Origin of the sequence: Bacillus sp. 22-7 (assembly GCF_010628845.1) — a bacterium.
GTDB lineage: Bacteria > Bacillota > Bacilli > Bacillales > Cytobacillaceae > Cytobacillus > Cytobacillus firmus_B.
In genome coordinates, this window is sequence record NZ_NJQY01000016.1 from 36,995 (window position 1) to 56,958 (window position 19,964).

General features: G+C 41.7%; 21 protein-coding genes and 1 riboswitch. Of the genes, 4 read left to right on the forward strand and 17 right to left on the reverse strand.

The features are described 5' to 3' along the window. Positions 1–147: 147 nt before the first annotated feature. Positions 148–678 (reverse strand): YqhR family membrane protein, encoded by a 531-nt coding sequence (locus CE058_RS13810; RefSeq protein WP_076258072.1) that lies wholly within the window; start codon positions 676–678, stop codon positions 148–150. 427 nt (positions 679–1,105) lie between these two features. On the opposite strand from CE058_RS13810, the gene CE058_RS13815 reads away from it, so the two are divergent. Further along, on the forward strand, positions 1,106–1,492 hold the full coding sequence (locus CE058_RS13815) for an SA1362 family protein (RefSeq protein ID WP_282172653.1): 387 nt from the start codon (positions 1,106–1,108) through the stop codon (positions 1,490–1,492). A 61-nt stretch (positions 1,493–1,553) separates the two neighbouring features. Here CE058_RS13815 and CE058_RS13820 read toward each other — a convergent pair whose 3' ends face one another. From CE058_RS13820 to CE058_RS13835, 4 genes are all read right to left on the reverse strand, one after another. Continuing rightward, positions 1,554–2,438 carry a patatin-like phospholipase family protein gene (locus tag CE058_RS13820; protein ID WP_048008248.1) on the reverse strand — a complete coding sequence of 295 codons (885 nt, stop codon included), beginning with the start codon at positions 2,436–2,438 and terminating at the stop codon, positions 1,554–1,556. A 105-nt stretch (positions 2,439–2,543) separates the two neighbouring features. Then, complete coding sequence (gene splB / locus CE058_RS13825) at positions 2,544–3,569, reverse strand: spore photoproduct lyase (protein WP_163143366.1); 1,026 nt, start codon at positions 3,567–3,569, stop codon at positions 2,544–2,546. 358 nt (positions 3,570–3,927) lie between these two features. Continuing rightward, positions 3,928–6,489 carry a vitamin B12-dependent ribonucleotide reductase gene (locus CE058_RS13830; RefSeq protein WP_163143369.1) on the reverse strand — a complete coding sequence of 854 codons (2,562 nt, stop codon included), beginning with the start codon at positions 6,487–6,489 and terminating at the stop codon, positions 3,928–3,930. A 349-nt stretch (positions 6,490–6,838) separates the two neighbouring features. Continuing rightward, entirely contained in the window at positions 6,839–7,675 is an 837-nt protein-coding gene (locus CE058_RS13835) for a lipoate--protein ligase family protein (protein WP_163143372.1), read from the reverse strand. A gap of 182 nt (positions 7,676–7,857) precedes the next feature. Here CE058_RS13835 and CE058_RS13840 point away from each other — a divergent pair, with 182 nt between their 5' ends. Beyond that, positions 7,858–8,241 (forward strand): rhodanese-like domain-containing protein, encoded by a 384-nt coding sequence (locus tag CE058_RS13840; protein WP_035329981.1) that lies wholly within the window; start codon positions 7,858–7,860, stop codon positions 8,239–8,241. 48 nt (positions 8,242–8,289) lie between these two features. Here CE058_RS13840 and gcvPB read toward each other — a convergent pair whose 3' ends face one another. From gcvPB to gcvT, 3 genes are read right to left on the reverse strand one after another with little or no spacing between them, the layout of a single operon-like run. Beyond that, entirely contained in the window at positions 8,290–9,750 is a 1,461-nt protein-coding gene (gene gcvPB, locus CE058_RS13845; RefSeq protein WP_048008252.1) for an aminomethyl-transferring glycine dehydrogenase subunit GcvPB, read from the reverse strand. Continuing rightward, complete coding sequence (gene gcvPA, locus CE058_RS13850; protein WP_163143612.1) at positions 9,743–11,089, reverse strand: aminomethyl-transferring glycine dehydrogenase subunit GcvPA; 1,347 nt, start codon at positions 11,087–11,089, stop codon at positions 9,743–9,745. The genes gcvPB and gcvPA overlap by 8 nt, the downstream gene beginning before the upstream one ends. A 16-nt stretch (positions 11,090–11,105) precedes the next feature. Continuing rightward, the gene (gene gcvT / locus CE058_RS13855; RefSeq protein ID WP_163143375.1) at positions 11,106–12,209 is read right to left on the reverse strand and encodes a glycine cleavage system aminomethyltransferase GcvT; all 1,104 of its coding nucleotides are present in this window, start codon (positions 12,207–12,209) and stop codon (positions 11,106–11,108) included. A gap of 159 nt (positions 12,210–12,368) precedes the next feature. Further along, positions 12,369–12,457, reverse strand: a riboswitch (glycine riboswitch). A 180-nt stretch (positions 12,458–12,637) separates the two neighbouring features. On the opposite strand from gcvT, the gene CE058_RS13860 reads away from it, so the two are divergent. Together CE058_RS13860 and CE058_RS13865 are read left to right on the forward strand one after the other, a co-directional pair. Further along, on the forward strand, positions 12,638–14,326 hold the full coding sequence (locus CE058_RS13860; RefSeq protein ID WP_163143378.1) for a DEAD/DEAH box helicase: 1,689 nt from the start codon (positions 12,638–12,640) through the stop codon (positions 14,324–14,326). Next, on the forward strand, positions 14,304–15,098 hold the full coding sequence (locus CE058_RS13865) for a YqhG family protein (RefSeq protein WP_048008256.1): 795 nt from the start codon (positions 14,304–14,306) through the stop codon (positions 15,096–15,098). Before CE058_RS13860 ends, CE058_RS13865 begins: the two co-directional genes overlap by 23 nt. A gap of 45 nt (positions 15,099–15,143) precedes the next feature. On the opposite strand, the gene CE058_RS13870 is transcribed toward CE058_RS13865, so the two are convergent. The 9 genes from CE058_RS13870 to comGA all read right to left on the reverse strand — a co-directional run bounded on the left by CE058_RS13870 (position 15,144) and on the right by comGA (position 19,882). Further along, on the reverse strand, positions 15,144–15,329 hold the full coding sequence (locus CE058_RS13870) for a YqzE family protein (protein WP_095245709.1): 186 nt from the start codon (positions 15,327–15,329) through the stop codon (positions 15,144–15,146). A gap of 78 nt (positions 15,330–15,407) precedes the next feature. Beyond that, positions 15,408–15,905 (reverse strand): shikimate kinase, encoded by a 498-nt coding sequence (locus tag CE058_RS13875; protein WP_048008257.1) that lies wholly within the window; start codon positions 15,903–15,905, stop codon positions 15,408–15,410. 12 nt (positions 15,906–15,917) lie between these two features. Next, on the reverse strand, positions 15,918–16,301 hold the full coding sequence (comGG, locus tag CE058_RS13880) for a competence type IV pilus minor pilin ComGG (RefSeq protein ID WP_163143381.1): 384 nt from the start codon (positions 16,299–16,301) through the stop codon (positions 15,918–15,920). Further along, positions 16,291–16,770 carry a competence type IV pilus minor pilin ComGF gene (gene comGF, locus CE058_RS13885; RefSeq protein WP_309486295.1) on the reverse strand — a complete coding sequence of 160 codons (480 nt, stop codon included), beginning with the start codon at positions 16,768–16,770 and terminating at the stop codon, positions 16,291–16,293. Before comGF ends, comGG begins: the two co-directional genes overlap by 11 nt. Then, positions 16,721–17,050, reverse strand: coding sequence for a phosphatase (locus CE058_RS13890; protein WP_163143386.1), 330 nt, complete (start codon positions 17,048–17,050; stop codon positions 16,721–16,723). The genes comGF and CE058_RS13890 overlap by 50 nt, the downstream gene beginning before the upstream one ends. After that, positions 17,034–17,471, reverse strand: a complete 438-nt coding sequence (gene comGD, locus CE058_RS13895) for a competence type IV pilus minor pilin ComGD (protein WP_286167988.1) — start codon at positions 17,469–17,471, stop codon at positions 17,034–17,036. The genes CE058_RS13890 and comGD overlap by 17 nt, the downstream gene beginning before the upstream one ends. Further along, the gene (gene comGC, locus CE058_RS13900) at positions 17,471–17,794 is read right to left on the reverse strand and encodes a competence type IV pilus major pilin ComGC (protein WP_163143392.1); all 324 of its coding nucleotides are present in this window, start codon (positions 17,792–17,794) and stop codon (positions 17,471–17,473) included. Before comGC ends, comGD begins: the two co-directional genes overlap by 1 nt. Beyond that, complete coding sequence (gene comGB / locus CE058_RS13905) at positions 17,794–18,825, reverse strand: competence type IV pilus assembly protein ComGB (RefSeq protein ID WP_163143395.1); 1,032 nt, start codon at positions 18,823–18,825, stop codon at positions 17,794–17,796. The genes comGC and comGB overlap by 1 nt, the downstream gene beginning before the upstream one ends. Continuing rightward, entirely contained in the window at positions 18,812–19,882 is a 1,071-nt protein-coding gene (gene comGA / locus CE058_RS13910; protein WP_163143398.1) for a competence type IV pilus ATPase ComGA, read from the reverse strand. Before comGA ends, comGB begins: the two co-directional genes overlap by 14 nt. Positions 19,883–19,964 lie beyond the last annotated feature (82 nt).

Consider the following 19,964-nt stretch of genomic DNA (forward strand, 5'->3'; position numbering starts at 1 on the left):
ACTTAAGAACATTCTATCACAAAGCAAAATTTCATACAGTTCTGATGTATAGCGCTTTTCTCATTATTTTTCATTATTCCCGTGCTAGAAAATTTACCGTTCGTCATTTTGCTTTAATCTGCAAATAAGAAGTCTGACTCTAATCCATTAAATTAAATCCGGATCTGTGCGGGCCTTTTTTTCATCTTCGGTTTTGCCTCTGAGTTCTTGAGCTTCATATGAAATGGAATACCCTACAAATACGCCAAATAAAATATAGAAACAAAGTGATGTAATAATTGTATTTCGCTCAAGATCCCAAAACGGGCTGATTCCAGGGAAGATTGGATTGAGAACAAAAAACACCAGTAAAAAAAGGGCAACTCCATAGCCTGCCCCCACGAAAATACTTTGAAATTTCCGCAGCGCAGCATAATAGATCAGGGCAGCTATAATAGATACTCCCCCTATTAGGAAAATTGAGATCAGTGTTCCAAGCCATCCCTCTTTCCAGGCTCCAATCGTCCAGGGCTCGAGAATGACATTAGGGCGAATTTCCGTGAAATTAAACACATAAGCAAGATAGGCCAGACCGCTCCAAAGAATGCCTCCAACCAGTCCGGTAATGACCACCATTGTCATAAAAGACATCGGTTTTTCCCTTTGATCCTGTTCCAAGCGCTCTTTTTCTTCTGCCACTTTGCGCCACCTCCTTTTCCTATTATGTCCACACACAATTATTCCATTGCATCCAATTTTAAATAAAAGCGGCCAGAATAATTTCTGCTGAAAAAACCGTTCATATTTTTTATATATTTTCCTGTTATATAGAGGTTTTATGAGATTTTAAGTCGAATAAAATAATTAAGGATGAAGCTCTTTAATTTTGTGCTTTTCCGGTTATGCGAGTTCCGGGACTGGGGTGCACAGCATAAATTTAAGTATAAGCATTTTCGTGATTCTTTGGAAAACCTTACTAAGACTTATTAAAAGTTAATGTTCTTCTGTTTATATTGTAAAGAAATAGGAAAATAAAAAAATGAAGACCGCTTTCATAATTATTTCGATAAACTTTAGCTTATAGAGTTTAAAAGCTTATAAAATTGCTCATCATGCTTTTAGGGAGGTGGCTTTCTTGAAAAAACCATTTACATTTTATATTGTCTCCGGTCTTATTATTCTAGCTGTTATCGGAGTTGCCGTCAGCTTGATCTCAAATCCTGCCGGTTTTTTGCAGAGAATAGCTGTCATTGTCATCATTGGAGCTGTTGTATACTTTCTTTTTCAGCGCTTTAACAGATCTAATCCCTCAAAGCGAGAGCAGCGAGCTTTTATAAAGGCAGCCAAAAAATCAAAAAGACGCTTTAATAATAAAGAATCTGGCACTGTTAATGGAAGAAAAGGATCTGTCGGTTCCATAACTTCTATAAAAAAGTCCAAGAAAAAGTCTTCTCCACATTTGACAGTCATAGAAGGCAAAAAAGGCAAAAAGAAAAATCGAGCCTCCCTTTAATCAGGGCTCGATTTTTTTATGTTTATATATTGTTTGACTTGAAAGCTCCTTAGCTTTCTAATTAGTAGCTCCATGAGGTAAAAAACTGCTCCGCACATTGCCTGCCGTGCTCCAGAAGGTCTTTTTTCTTCTGTTCGGTTATATTGAATTCCGCAGTCAGTACGCCATCGGTTGGAATGAAAATAATATTTTGTGCATGCTTTCTCGAGATGTATCTTGCATCATGAGCGTCCTTCATCGTCTCAAAAAGCGCCGCATACATTTGTATGGCATTGTCGATTTTGTTCGGGGGCCGTTCGCTTAAGTTATGACTTAACTTTATCCCGAGCACAGGCCTGGTTTTTTTCACATTTTCCTTATCAAAAAGCCACATCGGAAAATTGCTTAAAACCCCTCCATCCACAATCACACTTGTGCTGCTGAAGACATTTAGCTTGACCGGCTCAAAAAAATACGGGAGGCTGCAGCTCATCCTGATAGCTTTTGCCACCGGAAATGAAGCTGGATCAATGCCATAATGCACAAGATCATCCGGAAGTACCATCAATCTTCCATTTGTCAGGTCTGACGCAATGACTCTCAGCGATTGCGGCGGCAGATCTGAAAATGTCCTAATTCCCCTATCGCCAAGTTTCTGAGCCATCCAGCTTTCCAGCTCAGATCCTTTATATAATCCCAAACGCCAATAGAGATTAATCCATTTTCCAACTGCAAAAGGGATAAATGTTTTTCTTTCATCAAGGAGCTTTTTGACTTCAAATTCATCGACGAGCTGATATATTTCCTCACTTGTATAATTAGCAGCTATTAACGCAGCCACAATGGATCCTGCACTGGTACCAGCAACCCGCTTGAAGCGAAATCCCCTTCTATGAACTGCTTCATATGCGCCGATTAAGGCAAATCCTTTGATGCCTCCTCCTGAAAAAACACCATCTATATACATGTAAGCCACTCCTGTCGATGTACTTGCTCATAGAGGAACCTTTACTTATACATCTTTAATCAGGAGCTTTTTAAAATAGTACGGCTGACAAGCAAAATTTCATAATTAAGTAAAATATTGCACTTCTGCTTCTGGAAAATATGAGTGTATATACTCCCTGATTGTATGTTCCAGATCCTTTGCCTCATCTGTCGGATAAACATACTTGCCTATACCGTATCTTCCCCACTTATATTTTCGCTTTTCTTCATCCATTTCAAGCTTTGTTTTCGGGTAGCGCTTTTCAATTACCTTTTTGGCCGGTTTCGTAAATCTGTGCTGGATCAATTCGAAAGTTAAGCCTTCCAGATTGATGCCATCAAGTGCTTTGCTTAACCTTTGAAAAAGTTCATGATAGCCTTCTCGCCAATCATCATGCATGTAAATAGGCGCCACGATAAATCCAAGCGGATAGCCGGCATTGGCTACTTTACGGGCAGCTTCAAGCCGTTCATCAAAAGAGGAAGTACCCGGCTCAAAGTTTTTTATTACATAGCGGGAATTGATGCTAAATCGGAACCGGGTTTTCCCATTATGTTTCGCATCCAGCAAATGATCGACATGATGATACTTTGTGACAAACCGGAGCTGGCCGTATTCAGTCTGACCGATAAATTCAATCGTTTTTTTCAGTGAGTGGGTCAGATGATCAATCCCTACGATATCGGAAGTACAAGCAGCCTCAAAGCGTGTTAACTCAGGCTTGCGCTCTTCCATATATTTGGAGGCCTGATCAAAGATTTCTTCGAGGTTTACATACGTCCGAATATACGGCTTGCTGCCAAGTGTGGTTTGCAGATAGCAATAATGACAGTGACCCATGCAGCCAGTAGCAAGGGGAATGGCATATTCTGCCGAAGGCTTGGATGTATCAAATTTCAGAGTTCGTCTGATTCCTACCACTAAAGTGGATTTAGCATTGCGGTATTTCTGCAATTCATTATCGCCAGGTATATTCCTCACCTGATTATGTGAAGTTGTTTCCCTGATTTCAATATTCATTTTCTCAAATTTTTCCTTTAGTTCTCTTCCTAATGAATACTCAAGAGCTTGAGGCTCTATATAAACGAGCTGAGGGATAAATGGCTCCATTGGATTAACCTCTCTTTGTCAATTTGTCCTGCCGTTTTATAATTTCGGATGAACCCTATGACTGTAGTATGAGCCAAATAATCCAACAGCAAAAAAAGAAGATGGAACAATTATTTCCATCTTCTCTAATTCGTTTTATTTATTTTTATGGCTTTTTTCGTATAAATTTTTGTTTTTCGCCTACCAATGCTGCCCGTTGATTTCCGCTACAGGATGCTCAGCGAACCGCGGGGCAGGACGTTGAATAAGCTTCCCGGAAAAAACCGCACGAAGAAAATGCGGTTGCATCGCACCTTCCGCTCCAATCAACTCAGTAAATAATTTAAAAATAGCAACAAACCTGCGAAAACAGCCATTTTTATAAACCGCACTTCAGCTGGGCATTACAGTTTGTGCAAGTATTGCAGCCGCCGATTTCTTTGACTTTTCCTTTGCGGCATACCGGGCATGTATTGCCTACTTCTGAACCAATTGTTACATCGGTGGAACGCAGGTCACTGATTGTATCAACCAGCACAACATGCTGCTTTGATTTTTCTTTTTTGACTGTATCAGTACCATCAAAGCTGTTCTCTTCTGCTTTCAGCGTCAATACTTGAGAATCGCGTGATCCGTCCACATATACTGTTCCGCCCTTTGCTCCGCCGCGGTATAAACGTTCATACACCTTCTCAACCTGTTCAACACTGTAGCCTTTCGGTGCGTTGACAGTTTTACTGATGGAGCTGTCGATCCAGCGCTGAATTACACATTGAACATCTGCGTGCGCTTCTGGAGCAAGATCCATCGCTGCGATAAACCATTCAGGCAGATTTTCAGGATCTGCATCCGGATTGCGGTCTAAATATTCCTGAACAATATCTGCCTTTACTTCAATGAACTTGCCTAAGCGGCCGCTTCTGAAGTATGAGAAGGAGAAATATGGTTCAAGGCCTGTAGAAACTCCAACCATTGTTCCTGTGGATCCCGTAGGAGCAACGGTTAGAAGATGTGAATTGCGGATTCCGCTTTCTAAAATGGAAGCACGGATATCCTCAGGCATTCTCTGCATGAAGCCTGTTTCGGTAAAAGCTTTGCGCAGACGATTCGTTTCTTCAGGATTGTCACCTGTTAAGAACGGGAAACTTCCTTTTTCCTCAGCAAGCTCTACAGAAGCTTTGTAAGCTGATGTAGCAATGGTTTCAAAGACTTTATCAATCAGCATGTTTCCTTCTTCAGAGCCATATTCTGTTTCACAATAGATGAGCAGATCATGAAGCCCCATAACGCCAAGACCAACTCGTCGCTCGCCTAATGCCTGCTTTTTGTTCTCTTCAAGGAAGTATGGTGTAGCATCTATTACATTGTCCTGCATCCTTACACCTACTTCAACAGTACGTTTCAGCTTTTCAAAATTAACAGTTTTATTTTCTTTATCTGCCATTTCTGCAAGGTTCACTGCTGCAAGGTTGCAGACAGAATATGGTGCGAGTGGCTGTTCACCACATGGATTTGTTGCTACAACCCTTTGTCCGTAAGCCTGTGCATTGGTCATGTCATTAGCATTATCAATAAAGAAAATACCTGGCTCTGCTGAGTATGTTGCACAGATATTAATCAGATTCCAAAGTTCTTTCGCTTTGATTTTGCGGTGAACACGGACTTTATAGCCAAGTTTTCCCCATTCTCTGACGTCACCGACTTTATGCCATTCTTCGTTGTATGTTTTCATCATTTCGGCATCATATGATTCAACATCCGGGAAACGAAGCTCATATTCTGCATCATTTTCAACTGCATCCATAAATTCTTTTGTCAGGCAGACTGAAATGTTTGCCCCAGTAAGGAATTCAGAATTATGAACACTGTAAGTACCGCCAGTCTCCAGTTTTTCTTCAGCATCCTTTATGATTTTATCACTGAACCCGCCATAGCCAGGAATGTTCTTGTAATTAATAATACCCTGGTACATGGCAATTTCCTGTTCATTAAATGGAGTAAATTTTAATTTTTCTTTAGCATATTTTTTTATTGTTTCATCATTTGTATTTTCAAGAAGGAAGCGTAAAATTCTCGGGTTTTGCATTTTCGAGATGATGAATTCGATAATGTCCGGATGCCAATCGGACAGCATAATCATTTGCGCACCTCTGCGGGATCCCCCCTGCTCCACCAGGTGTGTAAGCTTCGCAATATCATCCAGCCAGGAAACCGAACCGGAGGATTTGCCGTTTACACCTTTGGCCAGTGTATTGCGAGGTCTCAGAGTTGAACCGTTTGTCCCTACTCCGCCGCCGCGGCTCATGATCTCCATTACCTGCTTGCGGTGCTCGGAGATTCCTTCACGGGAATCCTGCACGAATGGCATTACATAGCAATTGAAATACGTAACATCTGTGTCAGCACCAGCTCCATACAGCACCCGGCCAGCTGGAATGAAATTAAGGTTTTTCAATTCCTGATAGAACTTCTCAAACCACTCTTTTTTCTTTTCTTCGGTCTTCTCAACCGATGCAAGGCCTGTTGCGTTACGCTTAGCGATTTGCTCATAGTAGATTTCCAAAGGCTTCTCGATTACATCAAGAGGCTTTGTAATAATGCCTGTTCTCGATTCTTCCGGATCATCCAGCACTCCTCTGTAATCTTCCTCTACTAAAACCTTGGCTGTCTTGTTTTCCCAGTCAATATCGATGATGTAGCCTAAGCCGCGTGCAGGAAATTTTGGATCTTCCTTGATGGTGAGGACAACGAAGTCACCGTTTGTGAGTGTCACTTTCTCGGTGTCTTTGAAGGTATAGCGATCTAGCATAACCAAGCGGGAAACACCTTTGTGGGTCATTTTCATATCTGAGGTTACTGGGTGAACCTGAGGAAAGAGACGGATGTCCTTGTTTAAACGTTCAATGTTCAATTTCATTTTTTGTCCTAGAGCAACAGACATTGTTACAACTCCTTCTAAATTCAATTATCTAATTAATGTGTGTAAGTATTCTGTCAGATAGGGTAAATCTATCTGTTTTAAAAGAGTACCCTAAAGTTACCATAACTCAAACCCCAAAATCAATATATAGTGTCCTAAATATTTTCGACACCACTACATATTGTGTCTGATTCAACTGAATCTGATTTTGTCAAACTTAAAATATACTAAAAATAAAAGAAAAACAGAGTTAACAGCCGATTTCCGACAATTAACGATAAATTTTAACATATTTTGAAGCTTGCACTTTTTCAGAGCAGCAATTGGAAAATTATTCATTAAAAAAAGAGAAAAAGCGACTTAGCCGCTTTTATCTCTTATAGTTCCAGTCATCGCTTTCATATCGTTCTTTTGCGATTTTTTGTACATATGCCATCTCTTCTTCTGAGAGCTCGTAAGGTTCCAGTACAATATCCAAGCCTTCCTCAAACCCCTTCTTGAAAGCTGCCTTAGCCTGTTCAAGAGTAATATTTTCTGCTGTCAGCTCATTTATGGCAACAGCTTTATTTTTAAAAGCCTTTTGCATTCTCTCTTTTACCCGGTCATTAGGATATTTGAATAAGCTGAACAGCTTGTCTTCATCCAAATCAAGCAAAATAGAGCCATGCTGAAGGATTACACCTTTTTGTCTTGTTTGTGCACTACCTGCTACTTTACGGCCTTCTACAACAAGTTCATACCAGCTTGGGGCATCAAAACAAACAGCAGATCTTGGATTTTTTAGAGAGTCCCTTTCTTCAGCCGTCTTTGGTACAGCAAAATAAGCTTCCATCCCCAGGGCGTGAAAACCTTTTAGAATTCCTTCAGAAATGACTCTGTATGCTTCAGTTACTGTACTTGGCATTTCCGGATGGGCTTCAGGAACGATGACACTGTACGTGAGTTCATGTTCGTGCAGCACCCCTCTTCCGCCTGTTGGTCTGCGGACAAATCCCAGTCCATGGTGCTTCACTGCTTCCATATCTATTTCTTTTTCAACCTTTTGGAAGTATCCAATTGAAAGAGTTGCGGGATTCCAGCCGTAAAACCGGATTACAGGTGGCATCTTCCCCTCACTGTTCCAATCAAGCAAGGCTTCATCCAAAGCCATATTAAAAGAAGGCGAACCTTCTCCTGAATCGATAAACCGCCATACTTCTTTAGTCATATGTAACCCTCATTTTCAATTTCTTTAACTGGTCATTTGCGGTTATTAGTCTAACAAAATTCCAATGAAATTTAAAGCAAGTTGAATTTCCAGAACAAATTTACCTGATTTCCTTTACTCCAATCAGGAAAGACTTATATAATATTAGTTGGCTTACCTATGCGTGAAAGGAGAAAGACATATTGGAAACACTTTATTTCATTCTTATCATTTTGGGTGCAATCATTACCTATTCTGTCATAACATGGTTTTATCAGCGCCGAATTGTTAAAACGCTTACTGAAGACCAGTTTAGAGAAGGCTATAGAAAAGCCCAGTTAATCGATGTTCGCGAACCAAATGAATTTGAAAACGGCCATATTTTAGGTGCACGCAATATACCGCTTTCACAAATGAAAATGCGCATGAAGGAATTGCGTCCGGACAAGCCAGTCTACTTATATTGCCAGAGCGGCATGAGAAGTGCGAGAGCTGCCCAGTTTTTGCACCGTAAAGGCTATAAAGACCTTTCACACCTGCAGGGCGGGTTTAAAAAGTGGTCCGGAAAAGTGAAGGCGAAAAAATAATAGTGTTATTTGAAAAGGCCCCGTCAGTTTGACGGGGCCTCTTGTTTATTATTGTTTTTGGTAACGAAGAACCGGCTTTCTTGCAGCCATGGTTTCATCCAGACGGCCAATCACTGTTGTATGAGGTGCTTCCTGAACAATCTCAGGGTTTTCCTCAGCTTCTTTTGCAATTTGAATCATCGCGTCGACAAAAGCGTCCAGGGTTTCTTTAGATTCTGTTTCTGTCGGCTCAATCATGATGCACTCTTCCACGTTAAGAGGGAAGTAGATGGTTGGCGGATGATAGCCAAAGTCAAGAAGGCGCTTGGCAATATCCAAAGTACGCACGCCAAGCTTCTTCTGGCGCTTGCCGCTTAAAACGAATTCATGCTTGCAATGTCTGTCAAATGGCAGGTCAAAGAATGGCTCAAGCCTTCTCATCATATAGTTTGCGTTTAGTACCGCATTTTCCGTAACTGCCTTCAGGCCATCCGGCCCCATAGTACGGATATAAGTATAAGCCCGGACATTGATGCCGAAGTTTCCATAATACGGTTTCACGCGGCCGATTGATTGCGGGCGGTCATAATCAAATTCATACTGGTCACCTTTCTTAACTAAAACAGGCTTCGGAAGGTATGGGATCAGATCCGCTTTTACGCCGACAGGGCCAGATCCCGGTCCGCCGCCGCCATGCGGTCCTGTAAATGTTTTATGAAGATTAAGGTGAACAACATCAAATCCCATGTCTCCAGGGCGTGCCTTTGAAAGTACAGCATTCAGGTTAGCTCCATCATAGTAAAGCTTTCCGCCGGCACTGTGAACAATCTCTGCCATTTCAAGAATGTTTTCTTCAAACAACCCTAATGTGTTGGGGTTAGTCAGCATAAGAGCAGCAGTATCCTCGCCAACCACTCTTCTTAGGTCCTCTAAATCCACCAACCCATTTTCATCCGATTTAACCGTTACTGTTTCAAAGCCTGCAACTGTTGCGGATGCCGGATTTGTTCCGTGGGCAGAGTCAGGAACGACAACTTTAGTGCGTTTGGTATCGCCATTCGCTTCATGATAAGAACGGATCATCATTAATCCAGTCCATTCTCCGTGCGCTCCTGCAGCCGGCTGAAGTGTAACTTCATCCATTCCTGTAATTTCAATCAGGTGCTCCTGCAGATCATACATTAATTCCAGCGCCCCCTGAACAGAGCTTTCATCCTGCAGCGGGTGTAAGTGGGCAAAACCGTTGAAGCGCGCTACATTCTCATTGATTTTAGGATTATATTTCATTGTGCAGGATCCAAGTGGATAAAATCCCGAATCAACACCATGATTTCGCTTGGAAAGTGCAGTATAGTGGCGCATGATATCAAGTTCTGACACTTCCGGCAGCTCAGGCTCTTCTTCTCGCAGATAGCCCTCAGGAAGAAGCTCGCCCAGGTCAATTTCCGGAATATCCATCTCCGGCAGGCTGTAGCCGATACGGCCTTCTGTGCTTAATTCAAAGATGAGTGGCTGATCTTCCTTATGCATGGTAATCCCCCATTTCTTTAACGAATGCATCGATTTCTTCCTTCGTTCTCAATTCCGTTACAGCAACAAGCATATGATTTTTCAGGTCAGTATAATCTCTGCCCAAATCGTAACCGCCAATAATATCCTTTTCAAGGAGCTTTTGATTTACTTCCTTAACAGGCTTATTCAGTTTGATGACGAATTCATTAAATGAAGGGCCTTCGAATGGGACTTCAAAGCCGGCGGCCTTGAATTGCTGTTTTGCATAATGGGCTTTTTGCATATTGGCAGCAGCCATTTCCTTTACGCCCTTCTTGCCGAGAGCAGTCATCGCTACAGATGCCGCCAGTGCGTTGAGTGCCTGATTGGAACAGATATTGGATGTTGCCTTATCACGGCGTATATGCTGTTCACGCGCCTGAAGGGTAAGCACGAAACCGCGGCGTCCCTGATCGTCTACCGTTTGTCCAACAAGACGTCCCGGCACTTTTCTCATCAGCTTGGATGTTACAGCAAAATATCCGCAATGAGGGCCTCCAAAAGCAGTAGGAATACCGAAAACCTGAGCATCTCCTGCTACGATGTCTGCTCCGAATTTCCCTGGAGGAGTAAGCGCGCCAAGAGCAAGCGGGTTGCTTGAAACAACAAACATGGACTTGTGGGCATGAATAATTTCCTCAAGCTCTTTTAAAGGCTCGACTCTCCCAAAAAAGTTAGGGTACTGTACAATCACAGCTGCGATGTCATCGCCAATCATTTCATTTAGGGCTTCAAGGTCAGTGGTGCCATCTTTATGAGGAATCTCAATCACTTCAATATACTGGCCCTTTGCGTATGTTTTGACTACTTCCTTCGATTCAGGGTGAACTGCGCTTGAGATTAATATTTTCTTCCGGCGTGTGCTGCCTGCGCTTAGCATGGCTGCTTCAGCAAGAGCAGTTCCGCCATCATACATGGATGAGTTGGCAACATCCATTCCTGTTAATTCACAGATCATGGTCTGAAATTCGAAAATTGCCTGCAGCTCTCCCTGGGAAATTTCCGGCTGGTAAGGAGTATAGGCAGTATAAAACTCTGAACGGGATAAAACATGATCGACAATGACCGGCATGTAATGATCATAAACTCCCGCACCAAGGAAAGATGTATTTGTGCGAAGATCAGCATTTTTTTGAGCCATTTTAGTAAGCTCTTTCAGTAAGGCTGTCTCTGATTTCGCCGGCTTGATTTTATATTCGCCCTTAAATCTTACACTCTCGGGAATATCACTGAATAATTCTTCCACAGAACTGACGCCGATTTTCTCAAGCATTACTTTCTGGTCAGACTCTGTCATCGGTAAATAGCGATGTTTCATCATTTTCTCCCCCCGGTTAGTTCTTTTCTCTTTTGTAAAAAGGTGTTGCTTCAATCTTAGCCTTCAGCCGTTTGCCGCGAATCTCCACTTCCAATTCAGTTCCAAGCTCCGCATGCTCTTTCTTGATAAGAACAAGGCCGATGTTCTTTTTCAATGTCGGAGATTGAGTGCCTGTTGTCACTTCCCCGATCAGCTCTTCTCCCTTATATACAGGATATCCATGGCGCGGAATACCGCGGTCAATCATTTCAATTCCGGCCAGCTTCCGCGGCACTCCGTTTTCTTTTTGGTACTTAAGCACTTCTTTTCCGATAAAATCCGCTTCTTTATTCACCTTGACAGCAAAGCCGATTCCTGCCTCAAGCGGCGTGATATCAGGTGAGAGCTCCTGGCCATATAGTGCCAGGTTGGCTTCGAAGCGAAGGGTATCCCTTGCGCCAAGTCCGCATGGGAGAACGCCTTCTTCTTTGCCTGCTTCAAGAATTTCATTCCATAATGCGGCTGCATCCTTGGCATCACAGTAAACTTCAAATCCGTCTTCTCCTGTATATCCAGTTCTGGAGACAAGGGCTTTCTTGCCTTTCAAATCAACATCCTGCTGGAATTTAAAAAATCCGATATCCGACAGATTCGTGCCAGCTAGCTTTTGGAGCACTTTTTCTGCAAGCGGCCCCTGAATCGCCAGCTGTGCCATATCTTCTGAAAGGTTTTTCAATTCCACATTGCCTTCAGCATGGTCCTGCAGCCAGTTGAAATCCTTTTCGATATTGGAAGCATTTACGACCAGCAAATAGTGGTCATCCTCTATTTTATAGACAAGTAAATCATCAACAGTTCCGCCATTTTCATAGCACATGGCCGTATATTGAGCACCTGAGTTCTTTAGTTTGGAAATATCGTTCGTCATCATTTTTTGAAGGTATTTAAGACTGTCCGTCCCCTTCACTTCGATTTCACCCATATGGGATACATCAAAAAGGCCGGCTTTTGTACGGACTGCTTCATGTTCTTCTTTAATGCTTGAAAATTGAACAGGAAGGTCCCAGCCGCCGAAGTCGATGGTTTTTGCTCCGTAATCCTTGTACACCTCAAATAAAGGCGTGCGTTTTAACTGTGACATTTACTCGTCCCCCTTAAATCTCTTGAAATTTGTTTTAGGAACATAAAAAAGGACAGAATATCCCCTCAATTATGAGAAGATCTCTGTCCTTGCACCTGAAAGTTTACCGAAACCGGCTGTCCCCTTGGGTGGCTTATTAAAAAGCACTCTCCAGAGCTGCGTCAAACAAGAGTTCTTTTGCCTGAGAGATTCACAGATTTTGCTTGCTCCTTCGGCGCTACTAATGTAGTCTCTCCCCTTGTTGTCATTCGCATTTATAAAATTTTCCAAGATGGTCATACTTATACCAAACAGAAAAAATTAAGCATCCATTACTTCGGTTCACTAAATGTAATGTGTTAACTTTCAAAACTTTCAAAGCTATTAACATCGTACCACCTAAACAAGGTTTGGGCAATATCTTTATATAGATAAAAGGAGCTGTTTTTATGACAGTGCAAATTGGCTTTGATTCTGCCTGGCAGGATGAATTCTTAAAAAGGATTGATGACGACGGCCCATGGGGAAACTGGGAGCTTTATAAACTGGCTGTTGAGGTTGAGAACCATACAACTATTCCTGAATTTGAAGGCTTGCAGGCTCCGAAGCATCTTCCGAACCTTACTCCTCTTCCCCATCAGCTGGAAGTGGCCAAGCAGGTAGTCGAAAGCATGAACGGCAAGGCGATCCTGGCTGATGAGGTCGGTCTTGGAAAAACGATTGAAGCTGGGCTGATATTAAAGGAATATATGATCAGGGGACTCGTAAAAAAAGTCCTAATACTCGTTCCAGCTTCCCTCGTTTCCCAGTGGGCCATGGAGCTGAACAGCAAATTTTTTATTCCGGCTGTGGCGCAGCGGAAAAGCTATGTATGGGAACAATGCGACGTTGTGGTATCATCCATCGATACAGCCAAACGCAATCCTCATCGGGACATTATTTACAGCCTTGATTATGACCTGATCATTATAGACGAAGCTCACAAGCTAAAAAATAATAAAACGAGAAACTATGAATTTGTACAAAACCTTAAAAAGAAGTTTTGCCTCCTATTAACAGCAACACCTATTCAAAATCGAATCAGTGAGATTTTCAATCTTGTGTCCCTGCTTAAACCCGGACATCTTGGCAATGAATCAGCTTTTTATGAGAATTATAAAAAAGACTCACGATCTTTAAACGATGATGCACATCTAAAGGAACTCGTAAACAAAGTCATGATCCGCAACCGCAGGGCAGATACCGGGATTGAATGGACCAAACGGCATGTGGAAACCATACCGATTGAATTTTCGCAGGCCGAGCGTGAGCTCTATGAAGCTGTAACAGAGCTGCGGAGTGAAGAAAATTGGGTGGGTTCCAGCCAGTTTTCAGTAATGACCCTGCAAAGAGAGGCATGCTCAAGCAGAGAAGCTGTCTATTTTACGCTTCAGAATATACTGAAAAGACAGGAGCAGCCTTCAATAGCTTTCCAGGAGCAAATACAATACCTTATTAAAAAGGTTGAAGCGGTCCAGCAAAACTCAAAAGCTCAAAAGGCACTGGAATTAATACAGAAAATAAATGACAAGGTCATAATCTTTACTGAATACAGGGCAACGCAAATGTACCTGCAGTGGTTTTTAAAGCAATATGGGATCACATCGGTTCCGTTCAGGGGTGGATTTAAAAGAGGCAAAAAGGACTGGATGAGGGAGCTTTTCCAAAAGAATGCTCAAGTCCTGATTGCAACAGAAGCGGGAGGAGAAGGAATAAACCTGCAGTTCTGCAATCATATCATTAATTTTGATCTCCCCTGGAACCCAATGCGGCTCGAACAAAGGATTGGGCGCATCCATCGTCTCGGACAGGAAAAGGATGTCATGATTTATAATTTCGCCACAAAAGAAACAGTCGAAGAACACATAATGAAGCTTCTATATGAGAAAATACATCTCTTTGAAAAAGTCATCGGTGATTTAGACGACATTTTAACAAAGCTTGAATTCGGCAGTATTGACGATCATCTTGTTGATATTTTCGGAAAATCGGCTTCAGAAGGTGAAATGAGAATTAAAATGGAGAACTTGACGAGCATGATTCAATTCGCAGAGGATCTGAAAGAAGGTGAACTGAATGCAGCAACAGGAAATTCATAAATTCCTTGAAAGGTATTTTCACGCAAATGGGTGTGAAATAATTGATAGAGGTCCGGGGTATATGACCGTACAGCTGACGATTGATTTGGATAAGGAGTTAATGAATCGTCCCTTTTATTGGCACTATCTCGAAAAAACAGGCGGAATTCCAAACCCGATGCAGCTGACGCTTATTACAAACCAGCAGCTGGCCCCTCCGCATATTAAGGGGGAAGTCATTCATTTTGGCTCACCGAGGCTTCACCAGATTTTTGATTCGGCCAGGAACCTGGCCGGCTATATCCGATTATATGAAAATCACCGGCAGGCACCTGGAAAGCAGGTGCCGCTAAGACCATGGCTGGGAATGAACATTCGCGTATCCTATCAATGCGACCGAAAACGGGATGTCTTCAAATCCATTGGCCTCCAATTGATAAATGGCCAGATGGTCGAAAGTTTTCATGACAGATTGCTTGGCATGAGCCTTACGCCCAAAATCCCCGACTACTCGTTTACACTGTCTCCACTTATTATGCCGGGAAGCGGAGTATACAGGGTAGCAAATTTTATTAAAGCCGAAATTGAACAAGAAGATCATATATGGGCTGATGAGGCCCGTAAGCGCTGGCAAAAAGATCTCAGCCTTCTTGAACATTTTTATGAAGAGGCAGAAGAAAAGGGCGAAAGTTATGAAAACGAAAAAACAGCCCTACAGGAGCAATATGAACCAAAGGTTAATATCTCCATCATAAATGGCGGTCTTTTTTATCTGACAGACAGCGCAGTCTAAAAATGCAAAAAACCGGCAAACTTAGCCGGTTTTTTTGCATAAAAGCTATTTATGTTTCTTTCTTCTCATGCCCAAATAAAACAGATAAGAAAACATTCCAAACCATCTGAATAAAAACGGCTCTTTCATATCCTTTTTTTCAATACGATGCCGTTTTCGCTCATCTTTTGGCTGATCAATATATTTTACTACTGTCTGTGTAAGATACTTTACATAATCGTTGGATTTCATGTTCATACCTGCCTTTTTCCGTACAGAATTGCAAGAGCTGCCTGATATTTATCATTTACAAGTATGTCCAACGGGTTTTCACTCTAAACAATCGATTATTTCTTGTATAATTTCTGCTTTATCTTTATTAGTTGTATCAATGATCACATGGGCGGTTTCTTCATAGAGCGGCATCCTTTTTTCATAAAGTTCGTGGATCAGCCTTTTTTTATCGCCTTTCAGCAGCGGTCTTGAATGATCCTTCTCAATCCGTTTGAAGATTTCTTCAGCAGAAGCATAAAGGAAGAAAACAATTCCTGTTTCGCTAAGCCTTTTTCTGTTTTCAGGATTTATTACAATGCCGCCGCCAGTGGTTATAACTCCCGCTCTCCCATCCATTTCATTTAATATAAGTAATTCAAGGCTTCTGAAGTATCCCTCTCCATGCTGAGCGAAAATATCATTAATATTTTTATTCTCGCGCTTCACTATTTCTTCATCTGTATCAATTACTTCCTGATTTAAGCAGGCTGCCAGCTCTTTTCCTATCGTAGTTTTGCCGGAACCCATGAATCCGATTAAATAAATAGGCTTCATTTTCATCCCCACTCAGTTTTTTTCAATCCATTTTATCATTTTTTTCAGGTCTGTGTCATAGTAAGCATAACCGGAAATTTCCTTATCAGATCCTATTTTTGTTTTGAAGGTAATCTGGATTAAGCTTGTTGCCACTGGAGAAATCTCATAGGAAACTGATCCTTTTTTAAACGAATAAACTCCTGACACTTCCGGTTCTGCATTTTCACTCAGCATTTTTTCTGTTTTTTTAAAGGAACTCAGCAGGTAGTATTCCTGCTTTAGGACGGTTTCCGCCTGATTCACAATCCTTTTCTCAGAAATAAACTGGTCTAATTGAATGGTAAGAAGAAAGAGTGCAGCCAGAATAATTGTTAAAGTAAGAGGATAAGCAAATCCTTCCTGATTACGGTACATCAATATCCTCCATATCCATTAAGTAATAAAGAAACGCGGAATGCTTTTGATCAAAATGATCCGAAACATTTATTTCAACCCCGCCATTGACTGACGTAAAGGTAATGGCATTTAGTTTTTGAAGGACAATCTCATGGCCCTTCATATCCACTCTCCTCCGCAAGTTAGATCCATATTTTTCATAAAGCACACTTTTCCCGTCTATAGTCAAAACAATTGATCCAGCTGTTATATGTGCAGCATCAGCAAGCCTGATTTCTTTTTTCAGCTGGTTGATAAATACATGCCATTCAAGTCTTTGTGTCCTAGCTTCCATTTTCCAGTCCTGAAAAAGGAAATTCAAGCCCACCGTCAAAAAGGAAACAATCAATAAAAATATTGAAAATGAAAACAGCATTTCAAGCATGGTAAACCCCTTATTACTGAAATACCTCACACTTCTCCTTCGTGTTATCCCGTACATTTTCATACCTTATGCAAACCTCCATAAATCCTTGGTTTTCCTTAAGGAATATTTGATAGACTGTCTGATTTTTTTTTATGGTCTTCCCCTCAGGAAAACTCCCCTCCGATGCAGCCTCCATAAGGCTTTCATAAAGCAGCTGGGTGCTTTCATAATCCTGTTTTACCTCTTCAGAATGCACAAGTGCCTTTATGACAAGGGGAAATATTATTCCCGCTGCAAGCAGCATCCCTGATAAAGACAGCAGGAGCTCAGCCAGAAAAAAACCTTCATTCCTTCTCCACATTAAATCGTCCTCTTCCGATAAAAAATGTTAGTTTGTATTGCTCCCTGTCTGCTTTAATATAGAAGCTTCCAAATTTATTTGTAATTCCGCCAGGTCCATATTGAAAATACAATGGCATTGTTCCCGGCTTAATCTCAATGATTCCTGAATATTCTCTGCTAAAGATAGGATCAGCCGCAAGCTTTTCCTTAGCGAAATACCTATTCTCCTCTGGAATGATCTGAATAGCTACCTCTGTCTGGTGGGTTATGGCATAGTTTTGGGCATAAAGGAGGTCAGATTTTAATTGGGAAAAGAACATTATCTTTTCAAGATAGAAAATATGCGGTTTTAGAAGCAGGGCTGTAACCGAGGCAATAATAAGGAAAATACTGAGAACGAATAGCGACTCTATCAATGTAAAGCCTGCTTTGTTTTTCATCATGACTCTTCAGATTCAACCTTCCCATCAGCAGAAATCGTAATGGCATCTCCATTTGGACAAGTTGTGGTATCTGCATTGAGATATTCGGCAGCAACTAAGTCCTGTATATCCGAAGGAAGTGCTTTTTTATCGATTTCATATGCCTGAACCTGCGCCTGCACCATTTTAACAAACGCATCGCATCCCTTGCTGTTTATTTTAGAATTGTGTTTTGTTACATTGGGAATGGTGATGATTAAGAGCACTGAAATCACCAATAAAACAATCATCATTTCAATAAGCGTGAATCCTCTGTTATTGTTTAACATACGCCATTTCATTAAAATCCCTCCAGTAAATGAAACATAGGCAGCAAAACTGCCAAATACATCGAAACTATTAAAAAACCGATAAACATATATAAAACGGGCTGAATGACCTTAAGAAGTTTTTCTGTTTTTTCCTCTATTTTGTGCAGACAATGCCTGCTGAAAAACGTTAATTCCTGGTCCAGCCTACCATTTTTCTGACCATGTCTGATAATATTAGACAGTTCCCTTTCAAAAAATGGAAAACTCACAAGAATGTCTTCCAGCTTATTCCCTTCACGCAGCTTGAGCTTCACGGCTTTGCCGAGGACACTGTAAAAAGGCTGCTTTTCATTTTTCTCAAAAAGACTCAGCGCTTCAGATATAGATAAGCCCCCATTTAAAAGATAACTGAGCTGTACAGCAAAGAAGTGGGTATAGTAAAGGCGAAGAAATTGGCCTGCTGCAGGTACTCTTACCAGGATTTTTTTTTGCTGGATAGGGGAAAGTTTTCTGAATCTGACAAAATAGTATATAAGCAAAGCGACCAAGCCGAAGAACAGAATCAGAAGAAAAAATGGGAGAAAATCACCAAACAAATAAACGGCTTTCGTAAAAAAATTAGGCTGAAGCTGCATTGAAACAAATAAGGAAGAGAAACGGGGCAACAGGACTTTATCAACGAAAATAAATAAGAATGCGGTAATGAGCATCAGGAAAATCGGATAGGCCATCAGCTTTTTCAACTTTTCAGTGTCCCTGCCTTTTCGGAGCACCATATCGCTTCCTTCAAGAAATGCAGAAGCAAGGCCTCCGTGCTGTTCAGCAAAAAAAACATAGCCAATCAGATTTTTATTAAAGTTCATGTTTGAAAGTATTTGATAAAAAGGAAACCCTTCTCTCAATTGAGAGAGGCACTGCCTGATTTCATGTTTTCTTTTTAGCGGCAGCTGATGCACCAGTGACTCCAGCGCTTCAGATAAAGGGTAGCCTCTGGACAAAAGTTCCCCTGTATTCTTCAGAAACAAACCCTGTTCCTGAATGGTCCATTTATGCTTCTCCATCGTCATGCACCCACCTGCTGTACTCCGTTTCCTTTATATAGCCCAGAGCAATCCCTTTAGTTATGACTTCCTTCAGTGTTCGATACTTAACAAGGCTGTTTTCCCCTCTTGCATTCTTTATGGAGGCATTGAGCGCCCTTCCTGCAAGCAGCTCAAACACACTCGCCCTTTTCCACCTGCCATATCCATAGCAGAATGGGGAGCATTCCTTTTCACAATATGGACAATTCAATTCGACGAGGCGCTGTGCGGTGACCGCCACCAAAGTCTGCTCAATTTCCAGCACGTTCACTCCAAACTCAGCTAAACGGTATACAGCCCCCTCGGCATCCCGTGTATGCATGGTGCTTAAAACAAGGTGACCGGTGAGAGCTGCTCTAACTGCAATCTTCGCCGTTTCCGCATCCCGGATTTCACCGACCATAATGATATCCGGGTCATGGCGAAGGATTGCTTTTAAGCCTGCAGAATAAGACACGCCAGCTTTCTCATTCACTTGGACTTGAAGAACTAAGTCATTCTCTTTTTCAATGGGATCTTCCAGGGTGATGACATTGCGATGGAACATATGGGAGGTTTCATTCAGAAGGGAATACAAAGTTGTGGTTTTACCGCTGCCGGTCGGGCCAGTGAAAATAATTAAACCATGAGCATGCTTCAGCAGTGCCAGCATTTTTCTTGTCATGTCTGGAAAAAGGCTGATTTGGTAAAAAGGAATTTGTTCCTGCTGGGGAAGAATTCTGATAACGAGGCTCTCGCTGTGGCTTGATGGGAGGGTTGAAAAGCGCAGGCCAATCATTTGTCCGTCTACTTCAAGTGAGTATGCACCGCTCTGCGGCCTTCTTTTTTCACCAATATCCATTGATGCTGTAAATTTAAAATGGGAAATCAATCTGTCACACTCTTCTTTGGGAAGATAAAGCCTTGGAGTCAACTGGCTGCCGAACCTCAGCTGAATGAGTGTGTCTTTTCTTCGGGGAATGATGTGGATGTCGGAAGCATGGCTTCTGACCGCGTCTTTAATAATTCGTTCTGCCAATCTTTCAATTATACTCAACTAATTATGCACCACCTTTTTTAATTGTTCTGGATAATAATTCGACTTATCCAAAGCATTTCCTTCATTTTTCGGCAAATTT